At 73.4% G+C, this 21,197-nt stretch carries 19 protein-coding genes; 8 read left to right on the top strand and 11 right to left on the bottom strand.

What is annotated here, in order from left to right:
* Nucleotides 1-18: 18 nt before the first annotated feature.
* A complete protein-coding gene (locus ACYVO2_RS24780; RefSeq protein WP_461010180.1) occupies nt 19-1,017 on the top strand; it encodes an aldo/keto reductase in 999 nt (332 codons plus the stop codon).
* Between the two features lie 13 nt (nt 1,018-1,030).
* Here ACYVO2_RS24780 and ACYVO2_RS24775 read toward each other — a convergent pair whose 3' ends face one another.
* The gene (locus ACYVO2_RS24775) at nt 1,031-1,762 is read right to left on the bottom strand and encodes an SMI1/KNR4 family protein (protein ID WP_461010179.1); all 732 of its coding nucleotides are present in this window, start codon (nt 1,760-1,762) and stop codon (nt 1,031-1,033) included.
* Between the two features lie 133 nt (nt 1,763-1,895).
* Between ACYVO2_RS24775 and ACYVO2_RS24770 the strand changes: the two genes are divergently transcribed.
* Together ACYVO2_RS24770 and ACYVO2_RS24765 are read left to right on the top strand one after the other, a co-directional pair.
* Entirely contained in the window at nt 1,896-2,768 is an 873-nt protein-coding gene (locus ACYVO2_RS24770) for a 3-hydroxybutyrate dehydrogenase (RefSeq protein WP_461010178.1), read from the top strand.
* Nucleotides 2,769-2,836: 68 nt separating this feature from the next.
* Complete coding sequence (locus ACYVO2_RS24765) at nt 2,837-4,795, top strand: helix-turn-helix domain-containing protein (protein ID WP_461010177.1); 1,959 nt, start codon at nt 2,837-2,839, stop codon at nt 4,793-4,795.
* Between the two features lie 39 nt (nt 4,796-4,834).
* Here the strand turns inward: ACYVO2_RS24765 and ACYVO2_RS24760 are convergent, their stop codons facing one another.
* From ACYVO2_RS24760 to ACYVO2_RS24715, 10 genes are all read right to left on the bottom strand, one after another.
* On the bottom strand, nt 4,835-6,229 hold the full coding sequence (locus tag ACYVO2_RS24760; RefSeq protein ID WP_461010176.1) for an MFS transporter: 1,395 nt from the start codon (nt 6,227-6,229) through the stop codon (nt 4,835-4,837).
* A gap of 444 nt (nt 6,230-6,673) precedes the next feature.
* Nucleotides 6,674-7,270: a tyrosine-type recombinase/integrase gene (locus tag ACYVO2_RS24755; protein ID WP_461010175.1), complete on the bottom strand. Its 597-nt coding sequence runs from the start codon at nt 7,268-7,270 to the stop codon at nt 6,674-6,676.
* Between the two features lie 118 nt (nt 7,271-7,388).
* Nucleotides 7,389-8,027, bottom strand: a complete 639-nt coding sequence (phzG, locus tag ACYVO2_RS24750) for a phenazine biosynthesis FMN-dependent oxidase PhzG (protein WP_461010174.1) — start codon at nt 8,025-8,027, stop codon at nt 7,389-7,391.
* A gap of 10 nt (nt 8,028-8,037) precedes the next feature.
* Nucleotides 8,038-8,871, bottom strand: a complete 834-nt coding sequence (locus ACYVO2_RS24745; protein WP_461010173.1) for a PhzF family phenazine biosynthesis protein — start codon at nt 8,869-8,871, stop codon at nt 8,038-8,040.
* A gap of 19 nt (nt 8,872-8,890) precedes the next feature.
* Nucleotides 8,891-9,220 (bottom strand): hypothetical protein, encoded by a 330-nt coding sequence (locus ACYVO2_RS24740; protein ID WP_461010172.1) that lies wholly within the window; start codon nt 9,218-9,220, stop codon nt 8,891-8,893.
* Nucleotides 9,217-11,109, bottom strand: coding sequence for an anthranilate synthase family protein (locus ACYVO2_RS24735; protein ID WP_461010171.1), 1,893 nt, complete (start codon nt 11,107-11,109; stop codon nt 9,217-9,219). Before ACYVO2_RS24735 ends, ACYVO2_RS24740 begins: the two co-directional genes overlap by 4 nt.
* The gene (locus tag ACYVO2_RS24730) at nt 11,106-11,729 is read right to left on the bottom strand and encodes an isochorismatase family protein (protein ID WP_461010170.1); all 624 of its coding nucleotides are present in this window, start codon (nt 11,727-11,729) and stop codon (nt 11,106-11,108) included. Before ACYVO2_RS24730 ends, ACYVO2_RS24735 begins: the two co-directional genes overlap by 4 nt.
* A gap of 27 nt (nt 11,730-11,756) precedes the next feature.
* Complete coding sequence (locus tag ACYVO2_RS24725) at nt 11,757-12,782, bottom strand: methyltransferase (protein WP_461010169.1); 1,026 nt, start codon at nt 12,780-12,782, stop codon at nt 11,757-11,759.
* A gap of 1 nt (nt 12,783) precedes the next feature.
* Nucleotides 12,784-13,275, bottom strand: coding sequence for a PhzA/PhzB family protein (locus ACYVO2_RS24720; RefSeq protein ID WP_461010168.1), 492 nt, complete (start codon nt 13,273-13,275; stop codon nt 12,784-12,786).
* Nucleotides 13,276-13,443: 168 nt separating this feature from the next.
* Nucleotides 13,444-14,403, bottom strand: coding sequence for a ParB/RepB/Spo0J family partition protein (locus ACYVO2_RS24715; protein WP_461010167.1), 960 nt, complete (start codon nt 14,401-14,403; stop codon nt 13,444-13,446).
* A 428-nt stretch (nt 14,404-14,831) separates the two neighbouring features.
* Here ACYVO2_RS24715 and ACYVO2_RS24710 point away from each other — a divergent pair, with 428 nt between their 5' ends.
* The 5 genes from ACYVO2_RS24710 (at nt 14,832) to kdpC (ending at nt 21,181) form a co-directional block, all read left to right on the top strand.
* Nucleotides 14,832-15,458, top strand: coding sequence for a hypothetical protein (locus tag ACYVO2_RS24710; protein ID WP_461010166.1), 627 nt, complete (start codon nt 14,832-14,834; stop codon nt 15,456-15,458).
* 1,218 nt (nt 15,459-16,676) lie between these two features.
* Nucleotides 16,677-16,769, top strand: a complete 93-nt coding sequence (kdpF, locus tag ACYVO2_RS24705; protein ID WP_461010165.1) for a K(+)-transporting ATPase subunit F — start codon at nt 16,677-16,679, stop codon at nt 16,767-16,769.
* The gene (gene kdpA / locus ACYVO2_RS24700; protein ID WP_461010164.1) at nt 16,766-18,430 is read left to right on the top strand and encodes a potassium-transporting ATPase subunit KdpA; all 1,665 of its coding nucleotides are present in this window, start codon (nt 16,766-16,768) and stop codon (nt 18,428-18,430) included. Before kdpF ends, kdpA begins: the two co-directional genes overlap by 4 nt.
* The gene (gene kdpB, locus ACYVO2_RS24695; RefSeq protein ID WP_461010163.1) at nt 18,430-20,565 is read left to right on the top strand and encodes a potassium-transporting ATPase subunit KdpB; all 2,136 of its coding nucleotides are present in this window, start codon (nt 18,430-18,432) and stop codon (nt 20,563-20,565) included. Before kdpA ends, kdpB begins: the two co-directional genes overlap by 1 nt.
* A 13-nt stretch (nt 20,566-20,578) precedes the next feature.
* The gene (gene kdpC / locus ACYVO2_RS24690) at nt 20,579-21,181 is read left to right on the top strand and encodes a potassium-transporting ATPase subunit KdpC (protein WP_461010162.1); all 603 of its coding nucleotides are present in this window, start codon (nt 20,579-20,581) and stop codon (nt 21,179-21,181) included.
* Nucleotides 21,182-21,197: the final 16 nt, after the last annotated feature.

Below are 21,197 nucleotides of genomic sequence, written 5' to 3'. Positions count from 1 at the left end.
CCTCCCGGACGGAGCACCATGCCCCTGGACCGCCTCACCGCCGCGCCGACCCGTGCGGCGGCTCCCGCCGCCCGTTTCGGGATCGGGCTGGCCGCCGTCGGGCGGCCCGGCTACATCACCCTGGGCCGGGACGCCGACCTGCCCGCCGCGCGCACGCCCGACGCGCTGCGCGAGCGCTGCCACGAACTGCTGGACGCCGCGTACGCGCGGGGCGTGCGCTACGTCGACACGGCCCGCTCCTACGGCCGGGCGGAGGAGTTCCTCGCCGGGTGGCTGGGGGCGCGGCCGCGGGCGCGGGAGGAGGTGGTGGTGGGCAGCAAGTGGGGCTACACCTACACCGCGGGCTGGCGCACCGACGCGGAGGTGCACGAGGTGAAGGACCACGGCGCGGCGGCCTTCGACCGCCAGCTCGCCGAGACCCGGGCGCTGCTCGGCGGGCGCCTGGACCTGTACCAGGTCCACTCGGTCACCCCGGACAGCCCCGCGCTCACCGACGCGGCCCTGCACCGGAAGCTGGCCGCGCTCGCCGGCCGGGGCGTGACGGTGGGGATCTCCACCAGCGGCCCGGCGCAGGCGGACGCGGTGCGGGCCGCCCTCGCGGTCACGGTGGACGGCGAGCCGCTGTTCCGCTCGGTGCAGGCCACCTGGAACCTGCTGGAGCCCTCCGCGGGCGAGGCGCTCGCCGAGGCGCACGCCGCGGGCCGCGCCGTCATCGTCAAGGAGGGCGTGGCGAACGGCCGCCTGGCGGCGCGCGGCGCCACCGGACCCGGGACGGCCCCGCTGCGGGCGGTGGCCGAGGAGACCGGCGCCGCCTGCGACACCGTCGCGCTGGCCGCGGTCGCGGCCCGGCCGTGGGCGGACCTCGTCCTGTCCGGCGCCGCCACCGTCGCCCAACTGGCCGCCAACCTGGCCGCGGCCGAGCTGCGGCTGACACCGGACCAACTGGACCGCCTGGCCGCGATGGCGGAGCCCGCGGCGGAGTACTGGAGCGCCAGGTCGTCGCTGCCGTGGTCGTGAACCCGGGGCGGGGCTACCCGGGCGGCCCCGGAGCCCCGGGCGCGCCCTCCCCGGCGGCGGCCCGCGCCGCCCGCCCGGGGACCGGCGCCCAGCCCGGCTCCAGCGGCGAGTGCGGGTCGTCCCAGCGCAGGCACCCGGCCAGCAGACCGGGCACGTACCCGTCGCCGCCCACGCCCCGCCCCTCCTCCAGCGCGTCCGCCACCTCGGTCAGGTAGCCGGCGAACGACGGCCACAGCCCCGGGGTGGGCGCGTCGGCCTCGCCGTACCCGCCGAGAGCGCCGTACCCGGGGCCCGGGGTGCAGTCGGCGAACAGCCCGTAGAACCCGTCCGGGTCCGACGCGACGAACGGCAGGTACCGCTGCCCCGGGTCCGCCTCGCGCTCGTACCCCGCGGGCCCGTCCACCCAGTGCGCCAGCTTCTCCAGCGGCGCCATTCCGCCCTCCGGCAGGAGGTACCCGCTCGGCTCCAGCTCCGGGTCCCACTGGTCCTGCGGGATCGGCAGCGGGCCGTCCCAGGTGGCCCACTCGAAGTCGACGCCGGGCCCGGTGCCGTCGCGGAGGCGGTAGAACGCCCGGAGGTCGGCGGGGAGCACCAGGTCCAGGTCCCGCTCCACGGCCAGGACGGCGTCCTCCGCCGCGGGCGGGGGCAGACGCCGGTGGCTCCGCGGCGCCCACCTCTCCAGCCACGCCTCGATCCTGCGCCACGCGGCGAGGGTCTGCTCGATCAGCGCCTGCTCGTCGGTCATGCCGGGCACCCTAGCCACCGGGTACGACACCGCGGTCGGCGCGCCCCCACGTGGTCCGCGCCCGTGCGGGGGCGGGAAAGTGTGGTGCGCCGCCACATCGGTGCCGGGGCGGGGCGTGCCTAGGCTGCCCCCCATGAGTGCGCCGACCACACCGGAATCCGTCCGTCGCACCGCCGCCCGCACCCCGCAGGAGCCGGGGCCGCGGCCGGGTGCCGTGCCCGCCCCGGGCGGCGCCGACCTCGACCTCACGGGCCGGACCGCCCTGGTCACCGGGGCGGCGGGGGGCATCGGGCGGGCCTGCGCGCTGCGGCTGGCCGCCGCCGGGGCCACCGTGCGCGCCCTGGACCGGGACGAGGACGGGCTGGCCGCGCTGGCCGACGCCGCCGGGCGGGCCGGGGGCCTCGCCGGGTCCGTGGTGCCCCAGGTGCTCGACCTCACCGACCTCGACGCCGCGGAGGCGGCCGCCGCGGGAACCGACGTCCTGGTCAACAACGCCGGGCTGCAACTCGTCCGGCCCATCGAGCAGTTCCCGCCCGAGGTGTTCGACGCCGTCCTCACCGTCATGCTCCGGGCCCCGTTCCGGCTGATCAGAGGCGCGCTGCCGCACATGTACGCGCGGGGCTGGGGCCGCGTGGTCAACATCTCCTCCGTGCACGGGGTGCGCGCTTCGGCGTACAAGGCGGCGTACGTGGCGGCCAAGCACGGCCTGGAGGGCCTGTCGAAGGTGGCCGCGCTCGAGGGCGCCCCGCACGGCGTCACGTCCAACTGCGTCAACCCCGGCTATGTGCGCACCCCGCTGGTGGAGAAGCAGATCACCGACCAGGCCGCCGCGCACGGCATCCCGCCGGAGCGGGTCGTCGGCGAGGTGCTGCTCGCCGACTCGGCGGTGAAGCGGCTGGTGGAGCCGGAGGAGGTCGCCGAGGCCGTGGCCTACCTGTGCTCGCCGCACGCCTCCTTCGTCACCGGCTCCTCCCTGCTGATGGACGGCGGATGGACCGCCCACTGAGGGACGGCGCCCCGGCCGCCCGCGACCCCCTGGGCGCCCCGGCCGCGGGCGGACGGCATGCTGGCCCCATGCCACATGACGCGCCGCCACCCGACGCGCCGCCGCACGACGAGCCGCCCGAGGCGCCGTATCTGCGGCTGCTCGCCCACGGCGCGCCCGCCGAGGCGTACGAGCGGCCGGTGCTGCGCGCCCGCGCCGACGGGGCGGCGCCGGAGCGGCTCGCCGCGCTGGAGCGCGCCAAGCTGACGGCGCTGCGGGTGCGCGGCGAGCTGGAGGGCAGGCGGCGGCGCGAGGCGGAGCTGTCGGCGCTGTTCGAGACCGCCCACGACCTGGCGGGGCTGCGGGACCTGGACACCGTGCTGAAGGCGATCGTGCAGCGCGCCCGCTCCCTGCTGGGCACCGAGGTCGCCTACCTCACCCTCAACGACCGCGCGGCGGGCGACACCTACATGCGCGTCACCGACGGCTCGGTGTCCGCCCGGTTCCAGCAGTTGCGCCTCGGCATGGGCGAGGGCCTGGGCGGCCTGGTCGCGCAGACCGCCCGCCCCTACGCCACCGAGAGCTACCTGGACGACCCGCGCTTCCAGCACACCCGGACCATCGACGCGGGCGTGCGCGAGGAGGGCCTGGTGGCGATCCTCGGCGTGCCGCTGCTGCTCGGCGGCGGGGTGACCGGGGTGCTGTTCGCCGCCGACCGCAGGCCGCGCGTCTTCGAACGGGAGCAGATCGCGCTGCTCGGCTCGTTCGCCGCGCACGCCGCGGTGGCCATCGACACCGCGAACCTGCTGGCCGAGACCCGCTCCGCGCTCGCCGACCTGGAGGCGGCCAACGAGATCATCCGCGACCGCAGCGCCGTCATCGAACGCGCCGCCGAGGTGCACGACCGCCTCACCGAGCTGGTGCTGCGCGGCGGAGGCGTGCACGACGTCGCCGCCGCGGTCGCCGAGGTGCTCAGCGGCACCGTGGAGTTCGTCGAGGCGGAGCGGTGCCCGGTGGCCGCCGTGGACCGGTCCCGCGCCGACGGCCGCGCCGTGCGCCACGGCGACGGCTGGGTGGCCGCCGTGTCCGCGGGCGGGGAGCTGCTGGGAGCGCTGGCGCTGCACGGCCACCCGCGCCTGGACCCGGTGGACCAGCGCACCCTGGAGCGGGCCGCCATGGTGACCTCGCTGCTGCTGCTGGCCCGCCGCTCCGCGGGCGAGGCCGAGCGGCGGGTGCGCGGCGAACTGCTCGACGACCTGCTGGACGCCCCCGACCGCGCGCCGCGGCTGCTGCGGGAACGCGCCGCCCGGCTGCGGGCGGACCTGGACGCGCCGCACGTCGTGCTCGCCGCGCGGATCGACACCCCCGACGGCGACCCGAGGGCGGGGGCGGCGGGCGACGCCGAGGACACCGCGGGGCGGCAGCGCCTGTGGTCCGCCGCCGCCCACCTGGCCGCCACCCGGCACGGTCTGGCCGCCACCCGGGACGGCGGCACCGTGCTGCTGCTGCCGCTCGCCCCGGGCGACAGCGCCTCGCGGACCGCCCGCAGGGCCGCGGCGCACCTCGGCTCCGCCGTCCACGCCCCCGTCACCGTCGGCGCCTCCGCCCCGGTGGAGGCGCCCGCCGCGGCGCCGGGCGCCGTCGCGGAGGCGTACGCGGAGGCCCGCAGTTGCCTGAGCGCGCTGCGGCTGCTGGGCCGGTCCGGGCAGGGCGCCGCCGCCGAGGACTTCGGGTTCCTCGGGCTGCTGCTGGCCGACACCCGGGACGGCTCCCGGGTCGAGGGGTTCGTCCGCGGCACCATCGGCGCGGTGCTCGACTACGACGAGCGGCGCGGCACGGAGCTGGCCCGCACCCTGGACGCCTACTTCTCCTGCGGGATGAGCCCGGCCAGGGCCAAGGACGCGCTGCACGTCCACGTCAACACGGTGGCGCAGCGCCTGGAGCGGATAGGGCGGCTGCTCGGCCCCGACTGGCAGGAGCCGCCGCGGGCGCTGGAGATCCAGTTGGCGCTGCGGCTGCACCGGCTCGCCGCGGCCGTCGGGCGCTGACCGGCCTCTCGTGCCGGTCCGCGCCCGCCGCCCGGTCCCTCAGCCGCGGACGGGCCTGGCGTCCCGTGACCGCTCGGGGTCGGCGGCCTCCCGCGCCGCCGGCTCCTCGTCGTGCTCGGCCAGGTCGCGGCAGCGCGTCTCCCGGGCCGCCGCCACCGCGATCAGGGTGAGCACGGCCGCCCCCATGACGTACAGCGCGATCGGGGTGGCGCTGCCGTGGTCCGCCAGCAGCGCGGTGGCGATCAGCGGCGCGGGCGCCCCCGCGGCCACCGAGGCGAACTGCGCGCCGATGGAGGCGCCCGAGTAGCGCATCCGGGTCGCGAACATCTCGGAGAAGAACGCCGCCTGGGGCGCGTACATCGCGCCGTGGAAGACCAGCCCGACGGTGACCGCGAGCACCATCACGCCGAAGTCCCCGGTGTCGATCAGTTGGAAGAAGGGGAACGCCCAGGCGCCCACGCCCACCGCGCCCAGCGCGTAGACCGGGCGCCGCCCGACGCGGTCCGACAGCGCGCCCCAGGCCGGGATCACCGCGAAGTGCACCGCGGAGGCGACCAGCACCGCGTTCAGCGCGGTCTGCTTGTCCACGTCCACGTGCTCGGTCGCGTAGACCAGCACGAACGCGGTGATGACGTAGTAGCCGATGTTCTCCGCCATCCGGGCGCCCATGGCCACCAGCACGTCCCGCCAGTGGTGCCGCAGCACGGCCACCAGCGGCGGCTGCTCCACCGCGCCCACCTCGGCCCGGCGCTGCTCGGCGCGGGCCAGCGCCTCCTTGAACACCGGCGACTCGTCCACGGACAGCCGGATCCACAGCCCGACGATCACCAGCACCCCGGAGAGCAGGAACGGCACCCGCCACCCCCAGGACTCGAACGCCGAGTCCGAAAGCAGCGCGGTCAGCGCCGACAGCACGCCCGTGGCGAGCAGTTGCCCCGCGGGCGCCCCGGTCTGCGGCCACGACGCCCAGAACCCCCGCCGCCGCGCGTCGCCGTGCTCCGAGACCAGCAGCACCGCCCCGCCCCACTCCCCGCCGAGGGCGAACCCCTGGACGAGCCGCAGCGCGGTCAGCAGCACCGGCGCCAGCGACCCCACCGTGGCGTGGGTGGGCAGCAGCCCGATGCCGAAGGTGGCCCCGCCCATCAGCAGCAGGCTGAGCACCAGCAGCCGCTTGCGTCCCAGCCGGTCCCCGTAGTGCCCGAACACCAACGCGCCGATCGGCCGCGCCGCGAAGCCCACCGCGTAGGTGAGGAACGACAGCAGCGTCCCGACGAGCGGGTCGGAGTCGGGGAAGAACAGCTCGTTGAACACCAGCGCGGCGGCCGACCCGTAGAGGAAGAAGTCGTACCACTCGATGGTGGTCCCGAGCAGACTCGCGGCGACGACACGCCGCAGCGGGGCAGAGGCCGGAGGAGCACTTGCCGGGGAGGCCATGAGCACCACTTCCATGGGGTTGCCGGACGTACACGTATCGGCACAAGGTAGAAAGGCCCAGGTCAGCGGCGTATGTGGCGGGACACCACAGTTTCCGTCCGATGTGTGCGCGCGGACACCACGAGGAGGGCAACCTGCCGCCCGGGAGCTTCGGCGAGCACGGACAGCACCTTGCCGGACTCGCACCATTCCGCACGTTCTGCCCACCCGGTGCCGACTCCCGTGCTGCTTCGGTGCTGACTACGCAGCGTTGAACTCCGACATTCCGCACGGACGGGACCAGGGCTCGACGGCTCACCCCCTCGCCGCCTCACCCGCGGCACTGCCTGACCGGCAACCGCACCGAAGAGGACCGCGGGCCGCGCAGCCCGACCTCGACATACGCGCAGTCTCAGCACAGCCGACCGCCGACCGCCGACCGAGAGAACCGGTGGACGGGGCCGGCTACGCGGCCTCGACGAGCGCTTCGGAGGACAGGGGGAGGGACAACTCGGAGTCCAGGTCGAACACCGAGTCCATGACCGCACGCGGGCGCTGCGGCGCGTCGGGCACGACGTGGGCGTACGTCCGGTAGGTGATCTCGGGGTCGCGATGACCGAGCCACTCGGCCATGTCCGTCACCGGCACGCCCTTGGACAGTCCGGCCGAAGCGAACAAGTGCCTCGACCAGTGAGGAGTGATCCTCCTTGTGATCCCCGCGGCCTGCTTGGCCCTTCGCCACAGCCGGTCCACGAGCGAGTACATGAGGATGTTGGTGCGTCCCACGTTCGAAAACAGGCAGTCGTCCTCGATGCGGTTCAGGCCGTTCTCGACGCGACAGGTGCCGTACTCCTCGATGTGCCGCCGCACCTTCGCCGCGACGGTCGCCGGCATCGGCACCGCACGTCCCTCATCCTGATCGCGCCACTTGAGATGGCGAACGCAGTGAGCACGGCCACGCCCTTTGATGGCAGCCTTCTGCCGTGGGGTCCTGGGCTTCTCGTTTTCCCCGTCCTGCGTGACCTGCCGATCGATGTACAGGATGCCGGTCTCGAAGTCCACCTGCTGGCGGCAGGTGCATGGTCTTCTTCAACCGGCGCAGCCTGCAACACCAACTCCGCCGGCTTCGGCCCAAGGACGCCCCATACCCGAACCAACGGCAGACCAAGGACTCAGGGCATCAGGGCTGAAGTCGGCTCGCCCGCCAGCCGTCCCCGTCCCGGTCGTAGCGCAGGCGGCGGTGCAGGCGGTCGGAGGCGGCGCACCAGAACTCCACGACGGACGGTTCCAGGCGGTAGCCGGCGAACCGGGCGGGGCGGGGCAGGGGCGTGCCGGCCGCGCCCAGGTCGCGGGCGTGCGCGCGCAGTGCCTCGGCGTCGTCCAGGGGCTCGCTCTGCCGGGAGGCCGCCGACATGGCGTGCAGCGGGGCGGGGCGGGCGAACCACAGGGCGTCGGCCTTCTCGTCGGTGAGCCGCGGCACCGGCCCCGACAGCACGAGCTGCTGGCCGGTCTCGCGCCAGTAGAGCACGCCGGACGCCCAGCCCGTGGCGGCCATCTCGCGCCCCTTCTGGCTGGTGCTGTGCGTGGTGAACACCAGCCCGCGCGGGGACACCTCGAGGACGGCGACCATGCGGGTGGAGGCCCGGCCGTGCTCGTCCGCTGTAGCGAGCGCCAGCGCGCGCGGCTCGCGCACGCCGCGCGCGGTGGCCTCCTCGATCCACCGCTGGACCAGCCCCATGGGCTCCGGGGGCGGCGCCGCGTACTCGGGGAAGTCGAGATCGACCTCACCGCTGAGACTTTCGAGCCTGCTGGTGTCCATGTGAACCTCGCTAGACGTAGAGGGCGCCGCGGGCGACGACGCACCCGTGGCCGCCGACCCGCACCTCGTGGACCTGCTCGCCCGTCCCCTCGGCGGTGGCGAGCATGAGCGACGGGCGGCCCATCTCGACCCCTTGGAGGATCTCGATCTCCTGCCCGTAGGCGGCGAGCCCGTGCCGGGCCAGGTGGATGGCGAGCGGTCCGGCCGCCGAGCCCGTCGCCGCGTCCTCGACCACCCCGTAGGCGGGGGAGAACATCCGGGTGCGCCACCGGGTGCCGTCCCCGGCGAAGCAGTTGGCGGCCATGTCCGGGAACCGGGCCAGCGCGCGGTGGTCCGGGGTGAGCGCCGACAGCGCGGCCACGGTCTCCACGCCCACGAACACGTGGCGGGGCCCGTTGCGGTAGATCTCGACGGGCGCGGTGGGCGAGGCGGCGCCCAGCGCGGCGAGCAGCTCGGCCGCGTGCTCGTACGGCTCCCAGGTGGGCACCGGCTGCCGCATCCGGACCGCGGTGGCGCCGTCGTCGTCGCGGAGCTCGAGCGGGATGACGCCCATGGCCGTCTCCAGGCGCAGGATGTCCTTGCCGAGGGCGTGGCGCAGCGCCACGGCCGTGCCGAGGATGGGGTGGCCGGCGAACGGCAGCTCGTTGACCGGGGTGAAGATCCGGATGTGGGCGTCACCGCCCTGCCTGGCGGGCAGGACGAAGGTGGACTCGGACAGGTTCATCTCCCGGGCGATGCGCTGCATCGATTCGGCGGTGAGGTCGGCGGCCTCGAAGAAGACGGCCACGGGGTTGCCGGTGAGCGGTCGGCGCGCGAAGGCGTCCACGACCGTGTACTCGTGCACGGGGTCCTCCCTGGGATCTCTAGGGCGCGAACACGGGGCCGAGGCCGTGGAGTCCGGGGAGCGTGTGCATACCCTCGACCGCGGCCTCGACCTCGAAGCTCAGGCGCTGGGTGGGCGGGTGGCCGATCAGCTCGGCCGCGCGGTTGGGCGGGAGGACGGGGGGCCGCTCCGCCTCCCACAGCATCACCGCGCCCCACCGGTTCCCCTCCCGGTCCGCCAACCACATCTTCAGGCGCAGTCCCGGGACCTCGGCCCACGGCTCGGCGCCGCCGTCCCGCAGGTGCTCGCGCAGGGAGTCGATGGTCTGCGGTGTCCCGTCGAGGTCCCACCAGGCGATGTCCACTCTCATGGCCGGCTGAGCACCCCCTGGATCATCTCGGACATCAGGCGCGGCCCGTCGACGGTGAGCACCGACTCGGCGTGGAACTGCGTGGAGGCGAAGCGGGGGCCGCGCAGCGCGTGCACCTCGCGGCTGTCCGGGTCCCGGCTCACGTCCACCGTGCCGATCCCGGGGAGGTCGAGCTTGTCCTCGCCGGCGCGGGCCGCGTAGGTGTTGTAGAAGCCGACGCGCTCGCGGGCGCCGAACAGGTCGATCTCCCGCCGCACCCCCTGGTTGGGGACTTCCCGGCGCGTGATGGGCAGGCCGAGCCGTGCGCTGAGCACCTGGTGGCTCAGGCAGACGGCGACGAACGGGCGGCGCTCGGCCAGCAGTGTGCCGACGGCCGCCCTCAGGCTGGCGATCTTGGGATCGCCTTCGGCCTGCGGATCGCCGGGGCCCGGGCCCAGCACCACCAGGTCGTACCCGTCGAAGGCGTGGGCGGCGTCGAAGCGCCGGACGACCACCTCGAGCCCGATCGCGGAGAGCTGATGGGCCATCATCGCGGTGAAGGAGTCCTCGGCGTCGATCACCAGCGCCTTCGCCCCTGCCAGGCCCGGGACCCCTGCGGCCCGCCGCTCCGCGGCGGGCCGCAGCCAGAACTGCGCGAGGTCCACGTTGCGGTTCCGCAGGGCGGTGACGACCTCCGGGTGGTCCGCGAAGCGGGGGCCCGTGTCGTCCTGGAGGGCGCCGAGCAGCCCGGACGCCTTGGCGCGCGTCTCCGCGGTCTCCGACCGCGGGTCCGAGTGCCGCACCAGCGTCGCGCCGACGTCGATCCGCACCCGGCCGCCGGGGTCGATGTCGGCGGTGCGGATGAGGATGGCGGAGTCGAGGACGCGCTCGCCGCGGTCGTCCCGGCCGACCAGCGCGGCGACCCCGCTGTAGTACCCCCGCCCCTCCGGCTCGTACCTGCTGATCACGCGGGCCGCGCTCTCCAGCGGGCTGCCGGTGACGGTCGCGGCGAACATCGTCTCGTGAAGGATCTCCCGGACGTCGCGGCCGGTGCGGCCCTCGATCAGGTACTCGGTGTGGGCGAGCCGGGCCATCTCCTTCAGGCGCGGGCCGAGGACCCGGCCGCCACCGTCGCAGATCCGCGCCATCATCTTCAGCTCCTCGTCGAGGACCATGTACAGCTCGTCGGTCTCCTTGCGGTCGGCGAGGAACTCGGTGATCCCGCGCAGCGTCGGCCCGCCGGGCGGGTAGCGGTAGGTGCCGCTGATCGGGTTCATCACGGCCCTCCCGCCGTGCAGCGAGACGTGGCGCTCGGGGGTGGCGCCCACCAGGGTGCGCTGCCCGGTGTGGATGAGGAACGTCCAGTAGGCGCCCTGCTCCTGGGCGAGCAGGTTGCGGAAGAAGTGCAGGGCGTGGCGCGGCGAGTAGTCGCCGATCTCGGCGAGGAAGGAGCGCTTGATGACGAAGTTGGCGCCCTCGCCGGTCCCGATCTCGTCCGCCACGATCCGCTGAACCGTTTCTGCGTACCGGTCGTCGTCCCGCTCGAACCGGCGCCCCGTCAGAAGCGTCGGCACCCGCGGCACCCTGTCGACCAGGTCGTGCACCGGCACCGTCTCCTGCCCGGTGACGGTCATCGCGACCAGGGGCGTGCCGTCGTCGGGCGCGGGGAACCCGCGCTCGGCGAGCTGCCGGTACGGCACGACGGCCAGCAGGTCGTGGCGCGGGGTGGCGGGCCCTCCCTCGTCCAGGGGGAGGTCCGCCAGGGCCCCGGGGCAGGTCACCTCCCCGATCAGGACGTCGACGGTGCCCGGGGTGCCGCTCTCGGGACGGTGGAGCAGCGCGAAGGCGTCCGGTTCCAGGGCGAGGACCCGCGCCAGCAGGTCGCGACGGAGCGGGGGCGGCGCGGTCACGGCCACACCGCCTCGGCCGGGACGACCACTCCGCAGCGCCGGGCCGCGTACTCCAGGGCGAGGCGGTGGTCGGCCGCGGAGAAGTCGCCGAGGGCGTCGGCGACCAGGAACGGCTGGAGGTCGTGGCTGAACGCCTCGATCGCGGTGGCGAGTACGCCGATGTGCGCGTACACCCCGCACAGGAGCAACTGGTCGCGGCCTGCCGCGCGCATGCGGTCCAGCAGGTCCGTGCGGAAGAACGCGCTGTACCGCCACTTGGTGAGCAGCCAGTCGCCCTCCGCCGGGGCGAGATCGGGCACCACCTCCCGGTCCGCCGGGTCGGTGCGCATCCCCGGCCCCCAGAAGTCCCTGAGCAGGCCGCGCTCCTCCTGCGTCATCCGCCCGGCGTGGGCCGTGTACGCCACGGGCACGCCGAGCGCGGCGCAGCGCCCGCGGAGCGCGGCGGCGTTGCGGACCAGCTCGGAGCGCAGGGGCTCGGGTAAGGCGCCCACGAAGTAGCGCTGCATGTCGTGGACGAGCAGCACGGCGCGTTCCGGGTCCGGGGTCCATCGCGCGGTGTTCTCCGGCAGGCCGCGCGCGGTGGGCAGGGGGTACGGGGCGATGCTCGGTATGCCGGTCATCGGGTGACTGCTTCCGTGTCCGTGTCGTCAGGAGCGGGGCGCGGCGATCAGCGCGGTCGTCTCCATCGGCAGCTCGGCGATCCGCTCGACCTCGTAACCGGCCCGGTCCAGCAGGGTGCGGAACTGCTCGACGGAGCGGTGGCGGCCGCCGGTCGTCATCAGCAGGTGCAGATCCCACAGCGCGGGCAGCACCGTGGAGCCCTCGTCCACGACCATGCGGTCCAGGACGAGCAGCCGGGAGGACGGGCCCGCCATGCCGCGCCTGGCGTGCTCGAACGCCGTCACGGCGGCCTCGTCGGACCAGCCCGCCAGCACCCGGCAGAACAGGTACACGTCGCCGCCCTCGGGCACCGCCTGGAACATGTCGCCGCCGAAGAGCTCGACCCGGTCCGGGCCGACGGTGCGGGAGAGGTACTCGCGCGCGATCGGGATCACGTGGTCGCGGTCGAGCAGCTTGCCGCGGGCGTCCGGGGCGGCGCCCAGGACCACCGACAGCAGATGGCCGTTGCCGCCTCCGCAGTCCACGACCGTCTTGCCGGAGAAGTCGAAGACCTCGGGCACGTGGTCGAAGAAGATGTTGCCCGCCTTCATGGTCCGCTGGAAGCGGTCGGCGAGGTCGGGGTGGCCGTCGAGGTAGGTGTACAGCGGCTCGCCGTAGGCGAGCTCGAACCCCGCCGTCAGGGTGGTGAGGCACTCGGCGGCGCGCCCCCACGCGGTGTAGAACTCCTCGCCGTACAGCAGGCACATGTCCCGCATGCTCCCGGGACGCTCCAGCAGCGCGGCACTCACCGGGGTGCCCGTGTAACCGGTGCTCGGGCCGCCCTGGAACACGCCCATCGCCACCAGCAGGCGCATCAGGCGGCGTATGCCCTCCTCCTTCGCGCCGGTCGCCTCGGCCAGCTCGGCGTCGGTGACGCGGCCCGCCGCGATGTGGTCGGGGAGGCCGAGCCTGGCCGCGGTGTACAGGGCCTGCGCCCGCCATCCACCGGTGATCACCTCGACGACCTCGCGCGCCGCCGTCAGGTCGGCCTTCACGTCCGCTTCCTCCGGCATGTCAGGTGGGGATGCCGTCGCGGCGGATGACCGGGACCTCGATGCCGAGCGCGCGCAGCTGGTTGTAGGGGTTCATGAACTCGCGCTGCTCGACGATCTTCCCGTCCCTCAGCAGGAACGTGTGGATGAAGTGGTTCCTGTAGTGGCCCGGCGGATACCCGGGGAAGAGGATCGCGCCTTCGCCGTCGCACTCGACCCAGAAGCGGTTCGGGTCCTGGGTCTCGAATATTTCGATGTTGTACCAGCGCCAGTCGGGGAAGCACTTCAGCGACCACTCGCCGTGCGCCTTCAGCTTCCCATGGCCCCGCGAGACGAGCGGCTCCACGGTGTCGGCCGTGTACAGGCCGCCGTGGCCGTCCTCGGTGAAGAGCAGATAGCGGGTCAGACGCCCCGGGCCCTGCCTGCTCATGTAATCCTCGACCACGGCCCGGTGGCGGCGCCGGAGCTCCTTCTCGTCCTCGAACGCGGGGGATGTCGCCTCGGTTTCCGACATGCGCGGACCTCCCGGGAAGGGGGGAACGGGGGACGCGGTCGGCTCGTACGGGAGTTCGCACGCCGACCGAGATCACGGTAGCCAGCCCGCCGGGTGTCCAACAGAAGATCTTCCCCGGTTGGACACCCCGGTCCGCCCGCCCCGCCGCCCCCCCCGGCCCGCCCCCCGCTACACCGAGTGCGGGGCGTTGCGCCCGAGCATCCGCGCCACCAGCAGCCACACCCGCGAGCAGTCCAGCGCCACGTGGGCGAGGATCCCCCGGCGGTGGGCGGGGACGCTGTCCAGCAGGGCCGTCCACTGCTCGTCGCTCAGGGCGTGGGCCTGGAGCAGGCGCAGCAGGGCCCGCCCGTCGTCGCTGTAGCGAAGCGCGGGGTCCACCCGAAGGCGCCGGATGACCTCGGCGCGGTCCACCGGCGCCGCCGTGCGCCCGACGTCCGCCGCCGGCGATCCCCGCCGACCGGCCGCCACGATACTCTCGTCCGTCCGCGCCGGGCCGTCGGGCCGCACGGTCCCGGACGGGTCCTGCTGCCCCTCGCGCGTGAGCCGGTTGCGCACCGACCGAGCCGTCTCCGGCGAGATGCCCACAGCCCTCGCAACCTGCCGCAGGGAGAGGTCGGGGTTCCGCCGGAACAGCTCCGAGGCCATCCTGCGTTTCTCCGCGGCGTTGACCGGCCGCACCCGCCCGTCCCTGCCGACCCTGCTCTGCCCCAGCGCGGTCGGCGCCGGGTGGCTGCGCCGGACTTCGGCCACCGTTCTCGCGGACAGCCCGGACGCGGAGGCGATCATGCGGTCCGACCAGTGCGGGTGTGAGGTGACGATGCGCAGGGCGGCCGCCTTGCGGTCGGCGACGGACAGCGGCAGCCCGCTCGTCAGATTGGCCTGAACCGCGAGGATGAACGCGTCGGACTCATCCCCGTCGAACATCCGCGCGGCGATGAACTCCTGTCCCCTGAGCTCCACGGCGCGCAGCCGGTGCAGGCCGTCGACGACGCGCATGGTCGCCCGGTGCACGATGATCGGCGGGAGCTCACCCGGCGCGCCGGCCAGCGCTCTGACGTGCTCCGGGCTCTCCCGCACGGTGCGCGGTGGCTCACCGGGTACCAGCGACCCGACGGCCACTCGCACCACCGGCCCCAGCGCCTTGCGCCAGTTGCGGGGACCCTCCCCGCCGCTCGCCTGAACCTCTCGTCCGTCCCGTCGTGGCCTGGCTGCTGAACTCGTCACCATCGTGTCCTTCGTCGATATGTGAGTGATCACTGACTGCGGGCCAAGTGGTTTAGTTCTCAATCAATCTTTGAAGGGCGGCGCAGCCCACAACAGGGAGAACCGGCCAGGTGTGACGAGCGTCTCGGATCTCGGGACGGGCGACGGCGCGACGGCCACCGCCCATCGGGAGACCGGCCACCGGTGCTCCGCCGCACCGAAGTCGGGAAGAGGACCGGGGAGGAAGCCGCGCTGCGCGGTGCTCGACGGGCACGAGCGGGTGCCCCGCCGCGTGGACGTGGACGTCGAGGGCGCGGCCGAGCACCGGGAGCCGACCCGCGGCGGCGCTGCGTGTGGGCGGACTCGGTGACGGGTCGGGCATCCTTGAGAAGGCTGTCGCCCTCTGCCGCGACCTCGGGGACAAGCGCGGCGAAGGCGTCGCCCTGACGAACCTCGGCACCAGCCGACTCCAGGCGGGTGCGCCAGCCGAGGCCGCCCGGATGCTGATGAGGGCGAGTGACCTGCTCAAGGAGGCCGGCGCCACCCACGTGCAAGCCAAGGCGCTGATGAATCTGGGCAAGGTGTGGGAGGTGCTCGGGCTCACGGACCGGGCCACTGAAGCGGTCCGCGAGGCGATCACGCTCCACCGGACGGCCCGGGACCGCCACGGGGGGAGAGCGCTCTTCCTGCTCTCGTCAGCCCTGTGGACGACGGACCCAGAGGAAGCCGTCTCGCTCGGTACGGCGGCGGTCATCGCGCTCGGCGAGACTGACGACGAGGCGCCGACCGAACAGGCAACGGCATTCGTGGCCACGATGCGAGAGTCCATCGACGGCGGCGGATGCCAGGGGGTGCCTGAGCCGTTCCGCCGGTGTAACGGCGCCTCGGGCGCCGCTACGGGGAAAGCGAGGGTGACGCCCCCCGGCGCGTGGGTGACGTGCCACGCCTGCGCGGCCAGCAGACCGTCTGACCCAACGTAGAGTGCTCTGACGGCTCATCAGAGATGAGCGTCAAATGAGCGCCCCGAGCGTCATTTCAGCGTCAAGATATCGCCCGCAACGCCCACAGCGCACGTCATGCGTACGTGAAAACCGCAGGTCAGAGCCCTTCGCGGCCGGTTCAAGGATCGCGACACGCTCAACGTGGTGCGTCATCGGGAACGCGTCGCCCCGAGGGGCTCGGCAGAACCGCAGCCCAGTCGCGGTTCGCCAGCTTCCCTGGCAGTCATCGGACGCACCGGGCGTCGAATCCGGGATCGACCACGGCGGCCGCTCGGTCACGAGCCGCTCCAGGAGGCGCTCCCGCGGGACCCACTGGTTCTCGAAGACATGGGAGTCGGAGTACGGCGACGAGCCGGCACAGCGCACGGGCCGGGCCGCGACGGCGGCGCCGGAGGTGAGAGGAACCCCGGCCGCGAAGGCCGGGGTTCCCTGGAGGCGGTGGGTGCCGGTCAGCAGGTGGAGTCGCCCACGCCGCAAGCCGCTCGACCACACGCCTGCGGACCGCACCACTCACGGCCATCTTGTGCGCGAAGCGGCATGATTCGACCCGAACATCGACTACTCAGCGTGACGCCGTGAAGTCCGAGACGCCGGTCGGCACGTGCGTTTTCCGGACCCTCCCTGAAGCAGAACTGCGGCCGTCCGGCATCCCGTGCTGACCCGGTGCTGACCAACAGGGCTCATTCGCGGCAAGCACGCAGGTGACAGCCCCGTTCGAATGAGTTGTCGCACCACTCGATGGTGGTCCCGAGCAGACTCGCGGCGACGACACGCCGCAGCGGGGCAGAGGCCGGAGGAGCACTTGCCGGGGAGGCCATGAGCACCACTTCCATGGGGTTGCCGGACGTACACGTATCGGCACAAGGCAGAAAGGCCCAGGTCAGCGGCGTATGTGGCGGGACACCACAGTTTCCGTCCGATGTGTGCGCGCGGACACCATGAGGGGGGCGCTGCCGGGGGGACGAGGCCGGGGGGCGTCAACGAAGCGTCAAGGCTCGGCCGTGCGCCGTCAGGAAAGCGCTAAGGGCCCTCCTGCCGGGCGTTCCGGAGGGGTTTGCTGTGCGTGCCGGTTCCTGCCGGCGGCCCTTTCCCTTGACCGTTCCGGAGTGTCTCGCTGATGTCAGACCTGGCCTTCGTCCTCCTCACCGTGGTGGTGTTCGCCGTCCTGGCGCTGGTGGCCAGGGGGGTCGAGAAGCTGTGAGCGCGGAGAACGTCGTCGGGCTGGTCGTCGCCGTGTGCCTGGTGGGTTACCTGGTGCTGGCGCTGATCCACCCGGAGCGGTTCCAGTGAACGGCACTCTCGCGGGCTGGCTGCAAATTCTGGCCCTGGTGGGGGCGCTGGCCCTGACCTACCGCCCCCTGGGCGACCACATCGCCCACGTCCTGTCCTCACCGAAGCACCTGAGGGCCGAACGGCTGGTCCACCGGCTCGGCGGCATCGACGGCGACGCCGACCAGCGGTGGCCGGTCTATCTCCGCTCCGTCCTGGCGTTCTCCGCCGTCTCGGTGCTGTTCCTGTACGGCTTCCTGCGGTTGCAGCACCATCTGCTGCTGTCGCTCGGCATGCCGCAGGTCGCGCCGGACCTGGCGTTCAACACGGCCGCCTCCTTCGTCACCAACACCGACTGGCAGGCGTACTCCGGGGAGTCCACCCTGGGCCACCTGGTGCAGATGACCGGCCTCGCGGTGCAGAACTTCGTGTCCGCGGGGGTCGGCATCGCGGTGGTCGCCGCGCTGATCCGCGGCTTCACCCGGAAGAGGACCGACCGGGTGGGCAACTTCTGGGTGGACCTGACCCGGATCGTGCTCCGGCTCCTGCTGCCCCTCGCGTTCGTCTTCGCGATCGTGCTGGTCGCGGGCGGCGTGGTGCAAAGTCTCGACGGCATCGGGTCGATCTCCACCATCACGGGCCAAACACAGCACATCATCACCGGCCCGACCGCCTCCCAGGAGGCGATCAAGCTGCTGGGCACCAACGGCGGCGGCATCTTCAACGCGAACTCCGCGCACCCGTTCGAGAACCCCAACGCGTTCACGAACCTGCTGGAGGTCTATCTGCTGCTCGTCATCGCGGTCTGCCTGCCGCGCACCTTCGGGAGGATGGTCGGCGACCACCGCCAGGGCTACGCGGTGCTGGCCGTCATGGGCCTGATCTGGGCGGCGTCCGTCGCCGTCGTCACCCACCACGAGCTGCACTCGGTGAGCAGCGCCGCCGGTGACGCGGCCGGCGGGATGATGGAGGGCAAGGAGCAGCGGTTCGGGATCTGGGCGTCCGCCCTGTTCGCGGTGTCCACGACGCTGACCTCGTGCGGCGCGGTGAACTCCTTCCACGACTCGTTCACCCCGGGCGGCGGCGGGATGACGCTGTTCAACATGATGCTGGGCGAGATCGCGCCCGGCGGCACCGGCTCCGGCCTGTACGGCATGCTCGTCCTCGCGATCGTCGCGGTGTTCGTGGCCGGCCTGATGGTGGGGCGCACCCCCGAGTACCTGGGCAAGAAGCTCGGCGCGCGGGAGATGAAGTTCGCCGCCCTGTACATCCTCACCACTCCCGCGATCGTCCTGACCGGCTCGGGGCTGGCGATGGCCCTGCCGGGAGAGCGGGCGGGCATGCTCAACACCGGACCGCACGGCTTCTCCGAGGTGCTGTACGCGTTCACCTCGGCGGCGAACAACAACGGCTCGGCGTTCGCCGGGCTGACGGCGAACACCGTCTGGTACGACACGGTCCTCGGCCTGGCCATGCTCTTCGGGCGGCTGCTGCCCATGGTGTTCGTGCTGGCGCTGGCCGGGTCCCTGGCGCGGCAGCAGCCGGTGCCGGTGACGGCGGGGACGCTGCCCACGCACCGGCCGCAGTTCGTCGGCCTGCTGACCGGCGTGATCGTGATCGTCGTCGGCCTCACCTACTTCCCGGCCCTGGCTCTGGGGCCGCTCGCGGAGGGTCTGCACTGATGTCCGTGACCACTGTCGAACCCCCGGTCGCCGAGGGGCCCGCGCCCGGGGGCCCGGGGCGCGGGCGCCGGGTCTCCGGGGGCCTGCTCGACCCCGGGCAGCTCGTCGCCTCCCTGCCGGACGCGGTGCGCAAGCTGGACCCGCGGGTCATGGTCCACAACCCCGTCATGTTCGTGGTGCTGGTCGGGGCCGCGGTCACGACCCTGTTCGCGGTCGGGGACCCGTCGGTGTTCGCCTGGGTGATCACCGCCTGGCTGTGGCTGACCGTGCTGTTCGCGAACCTCTCCGAGGCGGTGGCCGAGGGCCGGGGCAAGGCGCAGGCCGACACCCTGCGCAGGGCGAGGACCGACGCGGTCGCCCGCCGGATCACCGGCGACTGGCGGCCCGGTGCCACGGGCCTGCCGGAGGAGGAGGTGCCGGGCACGCGACTGCGGCTCGGTGACCTCGTCGTCGTCGAGGCCGGCCAGGTGATCCCCGGGGACGGCGACGTCGTCGAGGGCGTGGCCGCGGTGGACGAGTCCGCGATCACCGGGGAGTCCGCCCCGGTCATCCGCGAGTCGGGCGGCGACCGGTCGGCGGTGACCGGCGGCACCAAGGTGCTGTCGGACCGCATCGTCGTGCGGATCACGTCCGAGCCGGGGGCGACGTTCATCGACCGCATGATCGCCCTGGTGGAGGGCTCGTCCCGGCAGCGGACGCCGAACGAGATCGCGCTGAACATCCTGCTGGCGTCGCTGACGATCGTCTTCCTCCTGGCGGTGGTCACCCTTCAGCCGTTCGCGATCCACGCCGGGGCCGAGCAGAACATCACCGTCCTGGCCGCGCTGGTCGTCGCGCTGATCCCCACCACCATCGGCGCCCTGCTGTCCGCGATCGGCATCGCGGGGATGGACCGCCTCGTCCAGCGCAACGTGCTCGCCATGTCCGGCCGGGCCGTGGAGGCGGCGGGTGACGTGGACACGCTGCTGCTGGACAAGACCGGCACCATCACCCTCGGCAACCGGCAGGCCGCCGAGTTCCTGCCCGCCGACGGCGTGACCGTGGCGGAGCTGGCCGACGCCGCCCGGCTCTCGTCCCTGGCCGACGAGACCCCGGAAGGGCGTTCCATCGTCGTCCTCGCCGAGGAGCGCCACGGGTCGCGCGGGCGGGAGGAGGGAGAGCCCGGGCACGCCGGGTTCGTGCCGTTCACGGCCCGGACCCGGATGTCCGGGGTGGACCTGGACGGCGGCAGGGCGCTGCGCAAGGGCGCGGCCGCCTCGGTGCTGGCATGGGTCCGCGACCACGGCGGCCGCCCCACCGACGACGTCGGCCCGCTGGTCGACGGCATCTGCGCGGCCGGGGGCACCCCGCTGGTGGTCGGCGAGGTCGTCACCGGCACCGACGGCACCGCGGCCCGTGTCCTCGGCGTCATCCACCTCAAGGACGTGGTCAAGGCCGGCATGCGGGAGCGGTTCGAGCAACTGCGCCGCATGGGCATCAGGACGATCATGGTCACCGGCGACAACCCGCTCACCGCCCGGGCGATAGCCGAGGAGGCCGGGGTCGACGACTTCCTCGCCGAGGCCACGCCCGAGGACAAGATGGCCCTGATCAGGCGGGAGCAGGCGGGCGGCAAGCTGGTCGCGATGACCGGGGACGGCACCAACGACGCCCCGGCGCTGGCCCGGGCCGACGTCGGCGTGGCCATGAACACCGGCACCTCGGCCGCCAAGGAGGCCGGGAACATGGTGGACCTGGACTCCGACCCGACCAAGCTCATAGAGATCGTGGAGATCGGCAAGCAGCTCCTGATCACCCGGGGGGCGCTCACCACCTTCTCGATCGCCAACGACGTGGCGAAGTACTTCGCGATCATCCCGGCGATGTTCACGGCCGCCCACCCGGGCCTGGACACGCTCAACGTCATGCGGCTGCACAGCCCCACCTCGGCCATCACCTCCGCGATCGTGTTCAACGCGCTGATCATCGTCGCGCTGATCCCGCTCGCCCTGCGCGGCGTGCCCTACCGCCCCATGTCCGCGTCGAAGCTGCTCGGCCGCAACCTGCGGATCTACGGCCTGGGCGGCCTCGTCCTGCCGTTCATCGGCATCAAGCTCATCGACTTGGTCGTCCAGTTCATCCCCGGACTGCGCTGAGAGAGGCGACGTGATGTCCACCCATCTGCCCACCCTGGTGCGGCACCACCTGGCGGCGCTGCGGATGCTGCTGGTGTTCACCGTGATCACCGGCATCGCCTATCCGCTGCTGGTCACCGGCGTCGCCCAGGCCGCCTTCTCCGACAAGGCCGACGGCTCGCTGGTGAAGCAGGACGGCAGGGTGGTCGGCTCCCGGCTGCTCGGCCAGAACTTCACCACCGCCGACGGCAGGCCGGACCCCGTCTGGTTTCAGCCACGCCCATCGGTGGGCGGCTACGACCCGCTGGCCTCCGGCGCCTCCAACCTGGGGCCCAACAGCGGCACGCTGATCGAGGCGATCGAGGAACGCAAGGCCGAGGTGGCGCGTTTCAACGGCGTGGATCCCGCGCGGGTCCCCGCCGACGCGGTGACCGCCTCCGGCTCCGGCCTCGACCCGGACATCTCGCCGGCCTACGCCCGCCTCCAGGCCGACCGGGTCGCCAAGGCCCGGCACCTGCCTCCCGCGCGGGTCCGCGCCCTGGTCGAGGACCACGTGGCGGACAGGGCGGCCGGCTTCCTCGGGGAGCGGCGGGTCAACGTCCTCGAACTGAACCTGGCGCTGGCGAGGCTGCGCTGACCTGCCCGGCGAGCGC

The sequence above is a fragment of the Streptomyces capparidis genome (assembly GCF_054782095.1).
The sequence above is the reverse complement of the archived record's forward strand: the minus strand, read 5'-3'. Positions and strand labels throughout refer to the sequence as shown.